At 54.8% G+C, this 14,168-nt stretch carries 14 protein-coding genes; 10 read left to right on the top strand and 4 right to left on the bottom strand.

Annotation, left to right across the window (positions count from 1 at the left end; translation table 11 throughout):
- Nucleotides 1-185 precede the first annotated feature (185 nt).
- The 5 genes from malK to ubiA all read left to right on the top strand — a co-directional run bounded on the left by malK (nucleotide 186) and on the right by ubiA (nucleotide 5,307).
- Nucleotides 186-1,295: a maltose/maltodextrin ABC transporter ATP-binding protein MalK gene (gene malK / locus HED65_RS17750; RefSeq protein ID WP_028017971.1), complete on the top strand. Its 1,110-nt coding sequence runs from the start codon at nucleotides 186-188 to the stop codon at nucleotides 1,293-1,295.
- Nucleotides 1,296-1,366: 71 nt separating this feature from the next.
- Nucleotides 1,367-2,677 carry a maltoporin gene (locus HED65_RS17745; protein WP_114979570.1) on the top strand — a complete coding sequence of 437 codons (1,311 nt, stop codon included), beginning with the start codon at nucleotides 1,367-1,369 and terminating at the stop codon, nucleotides 2,675-2,677.
- 113 nt (nucleotides 2,678-2,790) lie between these two features.
- Nucleotides 2,791-3,747, top strand: coding sequence for a maltose operon protein MalM (malM, locus tag HED65_RS17740; protein ID WP_114979569.1), 957 nt, complete (start codon nucleotides 2,791-2,793; stop codon nucleotides 3,745-3,747).
- A gap of 180 nt (nucleotides 3,748-3,927) precedes the next feature.
- Nucleotides 3,928-4,425 (top strand): chorismate lyase, encoded by a 498-nt coding sequence (gene ubiC, locus HED65_RS17735; RefSeq protein ID WP_028017968.1) that lies wholly within the window; start codon nucleotides 3,928-3,930, stop codon nucleotides 4,423-4,425.
- Nucleotides 4,426-4,437: 12 nt separating this feature from the next.
- Nucleotides 4,438-5,307: a 4-hydroxybenzoate octaprenyltransferase gene (gene ubiA / locus HED65_RS17730; protein WP_114979568.1), complete on the top strand. Its 870-nt coding sequence runs from the start codon at nucleotides 4,438-4,440 to the stop codon at nucleotides 5,305-5,307.
- 87 nt (nucleotides 5,308-5,394) lie between these two features.
- Here the strand turns inward: ubiA and zntA are convergent, their stop codons facing one another.
- Both zntA and HED65_RS17720 read right to left on the bottom strand, forming a co-directional pair.
- Nucleotides 5,395-7,566, bottom strand: coding sequence for a Zn(II)/Cd(II)/Pb(II) translocating P-type ATPase ZntA (gene zntA / locus HED65_RS17725; protein ID WP_114979567.1), 2,172 nt, complete (start codon nucleotides 7,564-7,566; stop codon nucleotides 5,395-5,397).
- 76 nt (nucleotides 7,567-7,642) lie between these two features.
- Complete coding sequence (locus HED65_RS17720) at nucleotides 7,643-8,269, bottom strand: lysoplasmalogenase (protein WP_114979566.1); 627 nt, start codon at nucleotides 8,267-8,269, stop codon at nucleotides 7,643-7,645.
- Nucleotides 8,270-8,398: 129 nt separating this feature from the next.
- Here HED65_RS17720 and HED65_RS17715 point away from each other — a divergent pair, with 129 nt between their 5' ends.
- A complete protein-coding gene (locus HED65_RS17715) occupies nucleotides 8,399-8,755 on the top strand; it encodes a DUF2500 domain-containing protein (RefSeq protein ID WP_114979565.1) in 357 nt (118 codons plus the stop codon).
- A 57-nt stretch (nucleotides 8,756-8,812) separates the two neighbouring features.
- Here the strand turns inward: HED65_RS17715 and HED65_RS17710 are convergent, their stop codons facing one another.
- Entirely contained in the window at nucleotides 8,813-9,094 is a 282-nt protein-coding gene (locus tag HED65_RS17710) for a DUF1145 family protein (protein WP_114979564.1), read from the bottom strand.
- Nucleotides 9,078-9,680, bottom strand: a complete 603-nt coding sequence (gene rsmD / locus HED65_RS17705; protein ID WP_114979563.1) for a 16S rRNA (guanine(966)-N(2))-methyltransferase — start codon at nucleotides 9,678-9,680, stop codon at nucleotides 9,078-9,080. The genes HED65_RS17710 and rsmD overlap by 17 nt, the downstream gene beginning before the upstream one ends.
- A gap of 127 nt (nucleotides 9,681-9,807) precedes the next feature.
- Here rsmD and ftsY point away from each other — a divergent pair, with 127 nt between their 5' ends.
- The 4 genes from ftsY to rpoH all read left to right on the top strand — a co-directional run bounded on the left by ftsY (nucleotide 9,808) and on the right by rpoH (nucleotide 14,093).
- The gene (gene ftsY / locus HED65_RS17700; RefSeq protein WP_114979562.1) at nucleotides 9,808-11,268 is read left to right on the top strand and encodes a signal recognition particle-docking protein FtsY; all 1,461 of its coding nucleotides are present in this window, start codon (nucleotides 9,808-9,810) and stop codon (nucleotides 11,266-11,268) included.
- 2 nt (nucleotides 11,269-11,270) lie between these two features.
- The gene (ftsE, locus tag HED65_RS17695) at nucleotides 11,271-11,936 is read left to right on the top strand and encodes a cell division ATP-binding protein FtsE (RefSeq protein WP_025758973.1); all 666 of its coding nucleotides are present in this window, start codon (nucleotides 11,271-11,273) and stop codon (nucleotides 11,934-11,936) included.
- Nucleotides 11,929-12,984, top strand: a complete 1,056-nt coding sequence (gene ftsX, locus HED65_RS17690) for a permease-like cell division protein FtsX (RefSeq protein WP_028017960.1) — start codon at nucleotides 11,929-11,931, stop codon at nucleotides 12,982-12,984. Before ftsE ends, ftsX begins: the two co-directional genes overlap by 8 nt.
- 251 nt (nucleotides 12,985-13,235) lie before the next feature.
- Nucleotides 13,236-14,093, top strand: coding sequence for an RNA polymerase sigma factor RpoH (gene rpoH, locus HED65_RS17685; protein WP_114979561.1), 858 nt, complete (start codon nucleotides 13,236-13,238; stop codon nucleotides 14,091-14,093).
- Nucleotides 14,094-14,168 lie beyond the last annotated feature (75 nt).

The following is a 14,168-nucleotide window of genomic DNA, read 5'->3' as shown; positions in this document are numbered from 1 at the left end:
AGGTGGCTTCACGAATTTCGCCTCAGCCCTCCAGCCGCGGTCGCAGAGCCTGCTCTCTCATCCTCCCGCCTCCTCCCCCATAAAAAAGCCGGGGGGTGGAGGATTCGGGAAAGTAATGGATACCCCATAGTGAACTTATCTTGAATGTTTCTGTCGGTGACAGGTTGTAACGAAGGGAGAAGGGCATGGCGAGCGTACAGCTGCGTAATGTAACGAAAGCCTGGGGTGACGTTGTGGTGTCGAAAGACATCAATCTGGACATCCACGAAGGTGAATTCGTGGTATTTGTCGGCCCATCAGGCTGCGGTAAATCTACTCTGCTGCGTATGATTGCCGGTCTTGAAACTATCACCAGTGGCGATTTGTTTATTGGTGACACCCGTATGAACGACATCCCGCCTGCCGAACGTGGCGTAGGCATGGTGTTCCAGTCTTATGCGCTTTACCCCCATCTGTCTGTTGCCGAAAACATGTCCTTTGGCCTGAAACTGGCGGGTGCGAAGAAAGACGTGATTAACCAGCGCGTCACGCAGGTGGCGGAAGTGTTACAGCTGGCGCACCTGCTTGAGCGTAAACCGAAAGCGCTTTCCGGTGGTCAGCGTCAGCGTGTGGCGATTGGCCGTACGCTGGTGGCGGAACCGCGTGTGTTCCTGCTCGATGAACCCCTTTCTAACCTGGATGCCGCTCTGCGTGTCCAGATGCGTATTGAAATCTCCCGTCTGCACAAACGTCTTGGCCGCACGATGATTTACGTCACCCACGATCAGGTCGAAGCGATGACGCTGGCCGACAAAATTGTGGTGCTGGACGCCGGTCGCGTGGCGCAGGTGGGCAAACCGCTGGAACTTTATCACTACCCGGCAGACCGCTTTGTTGCGGGCTTCATTGGCTCGCCAAAGATGAACTTCCTGCCCGTCAAAGTGACCGCGACAGCTATTGAACAGGTACAGGTGGAGCTGCCAAACCGCCAGCAAGTCTGGCTGCCTGTTGACAGCGCCAACGTACAGGTAGGGGCAAACATGTCTCTCGGTATTCGTCCTGAGCACCTGCTGCCGAGCCACATCGCTGATGTGACGCTGGAAGGTGAAGTTCAGGTCGTCGAACAGCTTGGTCACGAAACACAGATTCATATCCAGATCCCCGCCATCCGTCAAAACCTGGTCTACCGCCAGAATGACGTGGTGTTGGTAGAAGAGGGTGCCACATTCGCTATCGGCTTGCCGCCAGAGCGTTGCCATCTGTTCCGTGAGGATGGCACTGCATGTCGTCGGTTGCACAAAGAGCCAGGCGTTTAAGCAATCCCAAAAGAAGACACGAAACCGACAGGTGAAGTGTTCAAAGAAAAGCAATGATCTCAGGAGATAGAATGATGATTACTCTGCGCAAACAAGTCCCTCTGGCAATCGCCATTGCGGCAGGCATCCTGTCTGCCCAGGCGGGTGCTGTGGACTTTAAAGGTTATGCTCGTTCCGGCATTGGCTGGACCGGGAGTGGCGGTGAGCAACAGTGTTTCCAGGCAACCGGTGCACAAAGTAAATACCGTCTCGGTAACGAATGTGAAACCTATGCGGAATTGAAACTGGGCCAGGAAGTGTGGAAAGAAGGCGATAAGAGCTTCTATTTCGACACCAACGTTGCGTATTCCGTCTCTCAGCAGAACGACTGGGAATCTACCAGCCCGGCCTTCCGTGAAGCTAACGTGCAGGGTAAAAACCTGATTGAATGGCTGCCAGGCTCCACTATCTGGGCCGGTAAGCGCTTCTATCAGCGTCATGACGTTCACATGATCGACTTCTACTACTGGGATATTTCGGGTCCTGGTGCGGGTATCGAAAACATCGACATGGGCTTCGGTAAACTGTCTCTGGCAGCCACCCGTTCTTCTGAGTCTGGCGGTTCAGCGACCTTCGCCGATCGTGATGCGAACGGTGACCGTATTTATGACAACGTTGTACCAAACGACGTCTTCGACGTTCGTTTAGCGGGCATGGAAATCAACCCAGGCGGTACGCTGGAACTGGGTGTTGATTACGGTCATACCAACATTCCTGATGACTACTACCTGCAGCCAGGTGCCTCTAAAGATGGCTGGATGTTCACTGCTGAACACACCCAGAGCATGATGAAGGGCTTCAACAAGTTCGTTCTGCAGTACGCGACGGACTCTATGACCTCTAACGGTAAAGGCATTCCACAGGGCGGCAGCGTTGATAACGACGGCTCCATGTGGCGTGTGCTGGACCACGGTGCAATTACCCTGGCAGACCGTTGGGACCTGATGTACGTCGGTATGTACCAGAACATCGATCGTGACAACAACAACGGTACCGAGTGGTGGACTGTAGGTGTTCGTCCGATGTTCAAATGGACGCCAATCATGAGCACCCTGCTGGAAGTAGGCTACGACAACGTCAAATCTCAGAAAACTGACGAGAAAAACAGCCAGTACAAAATCACCCTGGCACAGCAATGGCAGGCTGGCGACAGCATCTGGTCTCGTCCGGCTATCCGTGTCTTTGCAACCTATGCGAAGTGGGATGAGAAATGGGGCTACGCGAATAATGGCGATACAGGCTACACCTCTGGCGTAGCGTATAGCGATACTTCTGCGAAAACCTTCAGCCGTGGCGACGACGATGAGTGGACCTTCGGTGCCCAGATGGAAATCTGGTGGTAATTCGTTAGACCTGACGTAATGACCTAAAAGAGGGGCGCAGGCCCCTCTATCCTTAGGGTGCTGCGCGCTATTGCCTGGCCACCGCAGTGCTCACGCTATCAGAGGTAATAACAATGAAAATGAAGAAAAGTCTCGTCGCGCTGTGCCTCTCTGCGGGGCTGATGGCCTGTGTTCCGGCGGTCTCCTTTGCAGACGTGAATTTCGTACCACAAAATACCAGCGCTGCGCCGGCTATCCCGGCGGCGGCGCTCCAGCAACTGACCTGGACGCCAGTTGATCAATCCAAAATGCAGTCGACACAGCTTTCTACGGGCGGTCAGCAACTGAACGTGCCGGGGATCACCGGGCCGGTTGCCGCCTACAGCGTGCCGGCCAACATTGGTGAGCTAACCCTGACGCTGACCAGCGAAGTGAACAAGCAAACCAGCGTCTTCGCGCCTAACGTACTGATTCTGGATCAGAACCTGACGCCATCTGCTTTCTTCCCAAGCGAATATTTTAGTTACCAGGAACCAGGCGTGATGAGCGCCGACCGTCTGGAAGGCAAAATGCGCCTGACGCCTGCCCTGGGTCAGCAGAAGATTTATGTTCTGGTTTTCACGACCGAAAAAGATCTGCAGCAGACCACTAAGCTTATCGATCCGGCAAAAGCCTATGCGAAAGGCACCGGCAACTCGGTTCCGGATATTCCGGATCCATTAGCGCGTCACGTCACCGACGGTTTGCTTAAGCTGAAAGTCTCAACAAACAATGCATCCAGCGTGCTGGTTGGCCCACTGTTTGGCTCTTCCGGTACTGGCCCTGTCACAGTAGGCAATACAGCCGCGCCTGTGTATGCCGCTCCAGCCGCCACAGCCGCTGCCGCACCGGTAGCCGCCGCTGCACCAGCCCCATCGAAGAAAGCTGAACCGGTACTGAACGACACCGAAGAGTACTTCAACAACGCCATTAAGCAGGCGGTGAAGCGCGGCGATGTCGATAAAGCGCTGAAACTGCTTGATGAAGCCGAACGTTTAGGTTCAACCACTGCCCGTTCCACCTTTATCAGCAGTGTAAAAGGCAAGGGGTAACCGTTTCCCCACAGTGCTGATTTGTTAGTAGTTTGGTGCGCCTGAGTGGGCGCACTTTTTTTGGTATTCTCCGGGCTGTTGCGCTCTTGTTGCGATAGTGATCGTTAAATAACGTTTGGCCGCCCTCAATCTGCTTTTCTGCGATACAATGCCATCACGTTATGTATCGGAGAGTCTGGCATGTCACACCCTGCGCTAACGCAACTGCGTGCGCTGCGCTATTTCGACCAAATACCTGCGCTTGATCCGCAGCAACTGGACTGGTTGCTGCTGGAAGATTCCATGACGAAACGTTTTGAACAACAGGGTAAAACGGTCACGGTGACCCTGATTCAGGAAGGGTTTGTCTCTGGCGATGAGATTGCTGCCGAGCTGCCGCTATTGCCGCAAGAGCCACGTTACTGGCTGCGTGAAATTTTACTCTGCGCTGATGGCGAGCCATGGCTTGCCGGGCGGACGGTGGTGCCCGAATCCACCCTTTCCGGGCCCGAGCTGGCGCTGCAACGGTTGGGTAAAACGCCTCTGGGGCGTTACCTTTTCACCTCGTCTGAGCTTACCCGGGATTTTATTGAGATTGGTCGTGATGCCGAACTGTGGGGGCGTCGTTCCCGCCTTCGCCTGAGCGGTAAACCGTTAATACTGACGGAGCTTTTTTTACCGGCATCGCCGTTGTACTAAGAGGAAGAAAAAATGGAGTGGAGCCTGACGCAGAATAAGCTGTTGGCCTATCACCGCTTAATGCGTACCGATAAACCGATTGGCGCGTTACTGTTGCTGTGGCCGACCTTATGGGCGCTGTGGGTCGCGACGCCGGGCGTGCCACCGCTGTGGATCCTGGGGGTGTTTGTTGCCGGTGTCTGGCTGATGCGCGCGGCGGGCTGCGTGGTCAATGACTATGCCGATCGTAAATTCGACGGGCATGTAAAACGTACTGCCGGTCGTCCGTTACCCAGCGGGCAAGTCACCGGGAAAGAAGCGCGGGTGTTGTTTATTATTCTGGTGCTGCTCTCTTTTCTGCTGGTGTTAACCCTCAACACCATGACCATTCTGCTTTCCGTTGCGGCGCTGGCCCTGGCCTGGGTTTATCCGTTTATGAAACGCTACACCCATCTGCCTCAGGTGGTGCTGGGGGCGGCATTTGGCTGGTCGATTCCGATGGCGTTTGCGGCAGTTAGTGAGTCCTTACCACTAAGCTGCTGGCTGATGTTCCTGGCGAATATTCTCTGGGCTGTGGCATATGACACGCAATACGCGATGGTAGACCGCGACGATGACCTGAAAATTGGCATTAAATCCACCGCCATCCTCTTTGGTCGTCAGGACAAGCTGATTATCGGTATCCTGCAGGTTGCAGTACTGGCACTGATGGTCGCGATTGGTCGCATGAACGGACTGAACTGGGAGTTTTACTGGTCCGTGCTGGTGGCGGGCTTGCTGTTTGCGTACCAGCAAAAGTTGATTGCGAAGCGCGAGCGTGAAGCCTGCTTCAAGGCGTTTATGAATAATAACTACGTCGGTCTGGTGCTGTTTTTAGGCCTGGCGATGAGTTATTTCTTATAAAAAAGTCGGGTGGCGGCTTCGCCTTACCCGACCTACGAGTTAGCAGGACATGTAGGCCCGGTAAGCGTTAGCGCCACCGGGCTTTTTTTACCGGCGACGCAGCAGCCGAAGCGCGTTCGCCGTCACCAGCACCGTTGCCCCGGTATCAGCCAGCACCGCCAGCCACAATCCGGTCATGCCGAGCAGGGTCGTCACCAGGAAAATTCCTTTCAGCCCCAGCGCGATGCCGATGTTCTGACGGATATTGGCCCGCGTCGCACGTGCCAGCCCGATCATCTGCGCCAGCCCGGTCAGGCGGTTGTGAGTCAGTGCCGCGTCAGCCGTTTCAAGCGCCACGTCGGTACCGCTGCCCATCGCAATACCAATGGTCGATGCCTTCATCGCCGGGGCATCGTTAATACCGTCACCGACCATCGCCAGTGGCGCGTGAGCGTTCAGCTCCGTCACCGCGCTGACTTTATCCGCAGGTAACAACCCGGCTTTAAATTCCAGCCCCAGTTCACCGGCAATTGCGGCTGCCGCACGAGGGTTATCGCCTGTAAGAATAACGCCCTGTACCCCCAGTTGATGCAGCGCCGCCACGGCTTCTTTTGCGTCATCACGCAGGGTATCGCGCAATGCCAGCATTCCTTTCGTCACACCGTCCTGCATGACGACAACGACCGTTTGCCCGGCTTGTTCTAACGCCTCAACCTCTGGAGTAGAAGACTTGCCAGCCGCGACAATCAGCACCTTTTTGCCGTCGACGACGGCCTCAATGCCTGAGCCCATCAGTGCCCGCTGGGCAGTTGCCGCAGGGATGGTGAGTTCACGCGCCTTCGCTTCACGCACAATCGCCTGCGCCAGCGGGTGGGTTGAACCTTGCTCTACGGCAGCGGCCAATGTCAGCAGTTCGTTTTCACTGATTTCCTGCGGATAAACACCGGTCACCTGCGGTTTACCTACGGTCAGCGTACCGGTTTTATCGAAGGCAATGTGCTGAACCTGGCTTAGCTGTTCCAGGGCGGCTCCGCCTTTGATCAGCGCTCCGCGACGTGCCGCCGCCGCCAGTCCGGACGTGATGGCCGCCGGGGTGGAGATCACCAGCGCACACGGACAACCAATCAACAGCAGCGTCAGACCTTTATAAATCCAGCCTTCCCACGGAGCGCCGAAGAACAGCGGTGGAACGACAGTGACCAGCAGGGCAACCAGCATGATGGCGGGGGTGTAAATCCTGCTGAAGCGATCGATAAACCGCTCAACTGGCGCGCGACGCTCTTCGGCTTCCTCAATCAGCTTCAGAATACGGTCGATGGCGCTGTCACCGGGTTCGGAAAGCACTGTCAGTTGCACCAGACGATCAACACTGGTGGCACCCGCAGGCACTTTTTCACCGGTTGTGCGTTCAACCGGAATGGATTCTCCGGTGAGGGCGCTTTCGTCGAAGCTTGCTGTTGCGGTGAGCAACTCACCGTCTGCAGGCAGACGCCCGCCTGCGGCGACTTCAATTACATCGCCCGGGCGCAGTGTGTTGATGGCGACGGTTTCCCGGTTGCCGTTGATCACGCGTGTGGCGGTTTCAGGTTTCAGCGCCATTAGCGCGCTGACTCCTTTACGCGCGCGGCTGGCGGCCCAGCCCTCAAGACGTTCACCGATTAAGAACAGCAGCAGTACCATCGCCGCTTCTGCTGTCGCACCAATAAACAGTGCACCAATAGCGGCCACGCTCATCAGCGTTTCGATGGCAAACCAGCTTCCGCTTTTCATCAGCCGCAATGCCTGGCGGGCAATCGGGTACAGCCCAACCAGCGTGGTGGCGATGAATGCCAGATTGCCGAACGGATGGTTAATCTGTTCCAGACCCCAGCTCAGGGCCATCATGATGATGAGGGTAATAAGCGGCAGATTTTCTCGCAGGGAAGAGGTTTTTTCTGCAGGCGCATTTTCGCTACGCAGACTGTAACCCGCCTGACTTACGGCAGCTTCAACCTGTTTGCTAACGTCGTTATCCGCGCTAACCAGCAGCTTTTCAGTGGCAAACAGAACCTGGACATGACTCACTCCCGGCACCTGTTTTACCGCGTTTTCAACTTTACGGGCACAGGCGGCGCAGTCCATACCGTTGACGACCCAACTGTAGCGGTTGCCGTTTTCAGGGAGTATTTCGGTTTGTGTTTCGCACACACCTTCGCAGCAGCAGTCGTCCTTCGGCGGAACCGGACTGAGCTTAAGTGCTGAGAATTGTGGGACTTTTTTTGGCGTTTCTGGAGTCGACATGGCAGTCTCCGGCAATGATAATTTTCTCATTAACCGCAGCATACACTCTGGAGTCGACTCCAGAGTCAAGGCTTATTTAAATATACAGCGAGCGCACAATCAGGAAGTGTCCGGCAAAGTAGCAGGCGGCGGCAATCGCGTTATCCGCCCGGAAACGACGGCGATAGTGGCTGCCCAGCCACACGATATTCCCGAGTAACAGCAATGCTGCACCGAAGAACGCCGACATCGCCGGTGCCGTTGGGCGGAAGAACCATAGTTCGCCTGCCAGCCATACCATCACCAGTGTCATGGCGATAAAGGTGCAGACTGGCAAACGCATCTCTTCCAGACGCGACCAGATCACCGCGATAAGCAGTGCGCCAATCACCAGCAGCACCAGCGGCAGCGGCCAGAAGAATGACAGCGTCATCTGGCTGGCAAAATAGATGGTATACAGCAGATGCGACAGGAAAAATGCCCCCACGGCATACAGCAGACGCTGACGTGGCAGCAGGGTTAAGGCATCGCCAATCAGGGAAGCACACAGCCCGGCGAGGACCAGATAGCTTATGGCGTTAAACATCGGCGCTTGCCAGGCAAGCAGCAGAAGCAGCAACAGCGTGACCGGTTTAAACAACCAGCGCTGCCAGGTGGGACCGCGGTACGACGCATCGACATAAAGCCATGCGGAAAAACAGACAGCGATAAATGACCAAAGCATATTAACTCCCTGTATCTGTTAAGGCTGAATAATCAGTTTCTGATCCAGTGTAGTGATGCGGGCGGGCGTTTGGCAATGGCGGGGAAGGCAGGGTATCCTGAATTCCGCATAATCTGATGGGATTTTAGAATGAGCAAGATGCCGCTGTTTTTCATTATCGTGGTGGCGATTATCGTCATTGCCGCCTCGTTCCGTTTCGTGCAACAGCGCCGCGAGAAGGCGGATAACGATGCTGCACCGCTGCTGCAAAAGCGCGTAGTAGTGACGAACAAACGCGAAAAACCGCTTAACGACCGCCGTTCACGCCAGCAGCAGGTGACGCCAGCAGGTACGACAATGCGCTATGAAGCGAGCTTTAAGCCGGAAACCGGCGGGCTGGAGATGACCTTCCGCCTGGAGGCGCAGCAGTACCATCAGTTGACGGTGGGGGAGAAAGGGATGCTGAGTTATAAAGGGTCCCGATTTGAAGGTTTTACGCCTGAATAATGCTCGATCGGTTCCCTCTCCCTTGGGGAGAGGGTTAGGGTGAGGGCATCAGGCCGCTTACTTCTTCACCTGCGCCTTAAATTTCTTCATCCACACCAGCAGTTCAAACACGCCGAAAATAAACACGCGCAGCTGTTGCCAGCCGGTCATCTGCGGGCCATCTTTTGGCAGACCGTTTTTCAGCATTACCATCTGCAGGGCGTGCATAAACGATGTGAAAACCAGCGCAACGTTCACAAAAATATTCATTGGGCGCGGGAACGGGTGCACCAGGTTGAGAAGTAGAAACGCCCAGACGCCCAGCATCAACAAACGTCCCAGATTAATCAGTACCGGCATCGGATCCTCCTTGTGACTGACGATGATACAGACGATAAGCGACCTGACCTGCAACTTTTTCACGGTGCAGATCCCAGTGAGCGGGAACTGGCGGTAAACCGTTTTCCACTTCACTTTCAACGTAAATTAATGCGTCATCTGCCAGCCAGCCATTTTGCTCCAGCAGGGATAACGTCTCTTCCAGCAGTCCCTTACGGAACGGCGGGTCGACAAACACCACGTTATGCGGCGTGCCTTTCTGCGCAAGAAAACTCAGTGTGTTGGTGTTCACGACTTTAGCGTTGGTAGCTTTTAGCGTCGCCAGATTTTGCTGCAGCGTCTGCGCCACACCGCGCTCCATCTCCAGCAGCGTGGCGCTGGCGGCATAGCGTGACAGCGCTTCCAGCCCGAGTGCGCCGCTTCCGGCGAAACAGTCCAGACAGTGGGCGTCTACCATGGACGGAGCCAGCCAGTTAAACAGCGTCTCGCGTACGCGGTCGGTAGTAGGGCGTAAACCGGGGCTGTCCGGCACCGGTAATTTCCGGCCTCGCCACTGACCGCCGATAATACGAATTTGACCGGCCGGGGCGCGGTTGGGTTTCTTCATCTCAGGAAAGCTCTGTTAACAATTGGCCTGCGATTGCGGGCGGTGATGTCAATTAAGTAAAGTGTTAGACTATTTCATCATTTTTTTAGCTTCCATGTATATAGCGCCGCGAGGAGTGTAGTCGCAGATGGCAAAACAAAAAAAACGTGGCTTCTTTTCCTGGCTGGGCTTCGGTGAAAAAGAGCAAGAAACAGAACAGAAAACCGAAGAGCAACAAGCCGTTGAAGAGCAGTCGCAGCCTGAAACGCCTGTAGAAACCGCCGCGGTTGTCGAAGCGGAAGAGACGGTGCACAGCAAAGAAGAGATTGCATCTTTCGCTGAAGAGGTGGTTGAGGTCACTGAACAGGTTCAGGAGAGTGAGAAGCCAGAACCGGTTGTCGCCGAAGATATTCCCGAAGCGCCTCAGGCCATCATCGAACACGAAGAACTGCCGCTGCCGGAAGAGGTGAAAGCCGAAGCCGTTTCTGCCGAAGAGTGGCAGGCCGAAGCGGAAACCGTTGAAATTGTTGAGGCGGTGGAAGAAGAAGCCGAAAACGAACCTGAGCTGACCGACGAAGAGCTGGAAGCGCAGGCGCTGGCAGCAGAAGCGGCTGAAGAAGCGGTTATCGTGGTGCCAGTGGAAGAGCAGGCCGAAGAGGAGATCATTCAGGAACAGGAAAAACCGACCAAAGAAGGTTTCTTCGCTCGCCTGAAACGCAGCCTGCTTAAAACCAAAGAAAACTTAGGTTCCGGATTTATCAGTCTTTTCCGCGGCAAGAAGATCGACGACGATCTGTTTGAAGAGCTGGAAGAGCAACTGTTGATCGCCGACGTCGGTGTGGAAACCACCCGTAAGATCATCACCAACCTGACCGAAGGGGCGAGCCGCAAACAACTGCGCGACGCCGAAGCGCTGTATGGCCTTCTGAAAGATGAGATGGGTGAAATTCTCGCAAAAGTTGACGAACCGCTTAATATTGAAGGCAAAACGCCATTTGTTATTCTGATGGTTGGCGTGAACGGCGTGGGTAAAACCACCACCATCGGCAAGCTGGCACGTCAGTTCGAGCAGCAGGGTAAATCGGTGATGCTGGCGGCGGGCGATACCTTCCGTGCGGCAGCGGTTGAGCAGCTCCAGGTCTGGGGCCAGCGCAATAACATCCCGGTGATTGCTCAGCATACCGGCGCGGATTCCGCTTCCGTTATTTTTGACGCCATCCAGGCGGCGAAGGCGCGCAACGTGGATGTACTGATTGCCGATACCGCAGGGCGTTTGCAGAACAAATCGCACCTGATGGAAGAGTTGAAGAAAATCGTCCGTGTGATGAAAAAACTGGACGAAGAAGCTCCGCATGAAATTATGCTGACCATTGATGCCAGCACCGGACAGAATGCCATTAGTCAGGCAAAACTGTTCCATGAAGCGGTAGGACTGACGGGGATCACGCTGACCAAACTGGACGGCACCGCCAAAGGTGGGGTGATCTTCTCCGTGGCCGATCAGTTCGGCATTCCTATCCGTTACATCGGTGTGGGCGAGCGTATTGAAGATTTACGTCCGTTTAAGGCGGACGACTTTATTGAGGCACTATTTGCCCGAGAGGACTAACAATGATTCGCTTTGAACACGTCAGCAAGGCCTATCTCGGTGGGAGACAAGCGTTGCAGGGGGTGACATTCCACCTGCAACCGGGCGAGATGGCATTCCTGACCGGCCATTCCGGCGCGGGGAAAAGTACCCTGCTCAAGCTTATCTGTGGGATCGAACGGCCAAGTGCCGGGAAAATCTTTTTCGGCGGCCATGAGATAAGCCGCCTGAAAAATCGCGAAGTGCCGTTTCTGCGTCGTCAGATCGGCATGATTTTCCAGGACCACCACCTGCTGATGGATCGCACCGTTTTCGATAACGTGGCTATTCCGCTGATTATTGCCGGTGCCAGCTATGATGATATCCGCCGTCGCGTCTCTGCAGCGCTGGATAAGGTCGGGCTGCTGGACAAAGCGAAGAACTTCCCGATCCAGCTCTCCGGCGGTGAACAGCAGCGCGTGGGCATTGCCCGTGCGGTGGTGAACAAGCCTGCGGTGCTGCTGGCGGATGAACCGACCGGTAACCTGGACGACGCCCTGTCAGAAGGGATTTTGCGTCTGTTTGAGGAATTTAACCGCGTAGGGGTGACGGTTTTGATGGCGACGCACGATATCGGGCTTATTTCCCGTCGTTCGTACCGCATGCTGACCCTGAGCGACGGTCATTTGCACGGAGGCCATGGTGAATAAGCGTGATGCAATAAACCAGATTCGACAGTTCGGAAACCGGTTTGACCGTTTCCGTAAGTCGCAGGGCGGTGGTGATGGCAATCGTAATGCGCCAAAGCGCCAGAAAGCTGCGCCAAAACCAGCCTCCCGCAAAACCAACGTGTTTAACGAGCAAGTGCGTTATGCCTTCCACGGCGCGCTGCAGGACCTGAAAAGCAAACCGCTGGCGACGTTCCTGACGGTGATGGTGATTGCCATCTCCCTGACGCTGCCAAGTGTCTGCTATATGGTCTATAAAAACGTCAACCAGGCGGCCTCGCAGTACTATCCGTCCCCGCAGATCACGGTTTATCTGGATAAAGCCCTCGACGATAACGCGGCGGCGCAGGTGGTCGGGCAAATTCAGGCCGAGCAGGGTGTGGAGAAGGTCAACTATCTCTCTCGTGAAGATGCGCTGGGCGAGTTCCGTAACTGGTCTGGTTTTGGTGGCGCGCTGGATATGCTCGAAGAGAACCCATTACCTGCTGTGGCGGTGGTGATCCCGAAGCTGGATTTCCAGGGGACCGATTCGCTTAACACTCTGCGCGATCGCATCACACGCATTAAAGGCATTGATGAAGTGCGTATGGATGACAGCTGGTTTGCACGCCTCTCTGCCCTGACCGGGCTGGTGGGACGTGTGGCAGCGATGATTGGCGTGCTGATGGTGGCAGCAGTCTTCCTCGTCATCGGGAACAGTGTACGCCTGAGCATTTTTGCCCGTCGCGATACCATCAATGTGCAGAAACTGATTGGTGCGACGGATGGTTTCATCCTTCGTCCGTTCCTCTATGGCGGCGCACTGCTCGGTTTTTCCGGCGCATTTCTTTCACTGATACTGTCAGAAATTTTGGTGATGCGACTGTCATCGGCAGTCACAGAAGTGGCACAGGTTTTTGGGACGAAGTTTGATATCAGTGGTTTAGGGTTCGATGAGTGCCTGTTACTACTGCTGGTTTGCTCCATGATCGGCTGGGTTGCTGCATGGCTGGCGACGGTGCAACATTTACGTCACTTTACTCCCGATTAATAAAAGCGTGATATAATCTTTCCCTGCACCGAGATGTTCGCTCTGCAGGGAAAGCGTCCCTGTTGTCTCTTCCCCTGTTATCATCTTCATGTCACATTTTGTGCGTAATTTATTCACCGTTGCACCTGGAACTTGTGGATAAAATCACTGTCTGATACAAGAGTGAATGCTAATCTCGTTGCTCAAACGCTTTGGCATGGTTGTTGCCTGATGGGGATAACCTGGACCAGAAGAAACATTGAGAGGAATGAATGACCAAAGAAATGCAAACTTTAGCTTTAGCCCCTGTTGGTAACCTGGAGTCTTACATCCGGGCTGCGAACACCTGGCCGATGTTAACGGCCGAGGAAGAAAAGGAGCTTGCTGAAAAGCTGCATTACCAGGGCGATCTGGAAGCAGCTAAGACGCTGATCCTGTCTCACCTGCGCTTTGTTGTTCACGTTGCTCGTAATTATGCGGGCTACGGCCTGCCGCAGGCGGACTTGATTCAGGAAGGTAACATCGGTCTGATGAAGGCTGTGCGTCGCTTTAACCCGGAAGTGGGTGTGCGACTGGTCTCCTTCGCCGTACACTGGATCAAAGCAGAGATTCACGAATACGTTCTGCGTAACTGGCGTATTGTGAAAGTCGCCACGACAAAAGCGCAACGCAAACTGTTCTTTAACCTGCGTAAAACCAAGCAGCGTCTGGGCTGGTTCAATCAGGATGAAGTTGAAATGGTGGCGCGCGAGCTGGGCGTATCCAGCAGAGATGTGCGTGAGATGGAATCCCGTATGGCCGCGCAGGACATGACCTTTGATATGTCCTCTGACGACGACGCATCTGACAGCCAGCCGATGGCACCGGTACTGTATCTGCAGGATAAAACCTCTAACTTTGCTGACGGCATTGAAGAGGATAACTGGGAAGATCAGGCCGCGAACAAGCTGACTCATGCAATGGAAGGTCTTGACGAACGTAGCCAGGACATTATCCGCGCCCGCTGGCTGGACGAAGATAACAAGTCCACGCTGCAGGAACTGGCCGACCGCTACGGCGTTTCCGCTGAACGTGTTCGTCAGCTTGAGAAGAACGCCATGAAAAAACTTCGCGCCGCTATCGAAGCGTAAGATAAGCGAAGTACACCGAGAACCCTCGAATGCAAATTCGGGGGTTTTGTTTTTTTAGCGCCCGCTCTGGCGAAT

Origin of the sequence: Pantoea sp. LS15 (assembly GCF_012241585.1) — a bacterium.
In the GTDB taxonomy this organism is placed as follows: Bacteria; Pseudomonadota; Gammaproteobacteria; order Enterobacterales; family Enterobacteriaceae; genus Enterobacter.
This window is presented reverse-complemented; position numbering and strand designations above follow the sequence as displayed.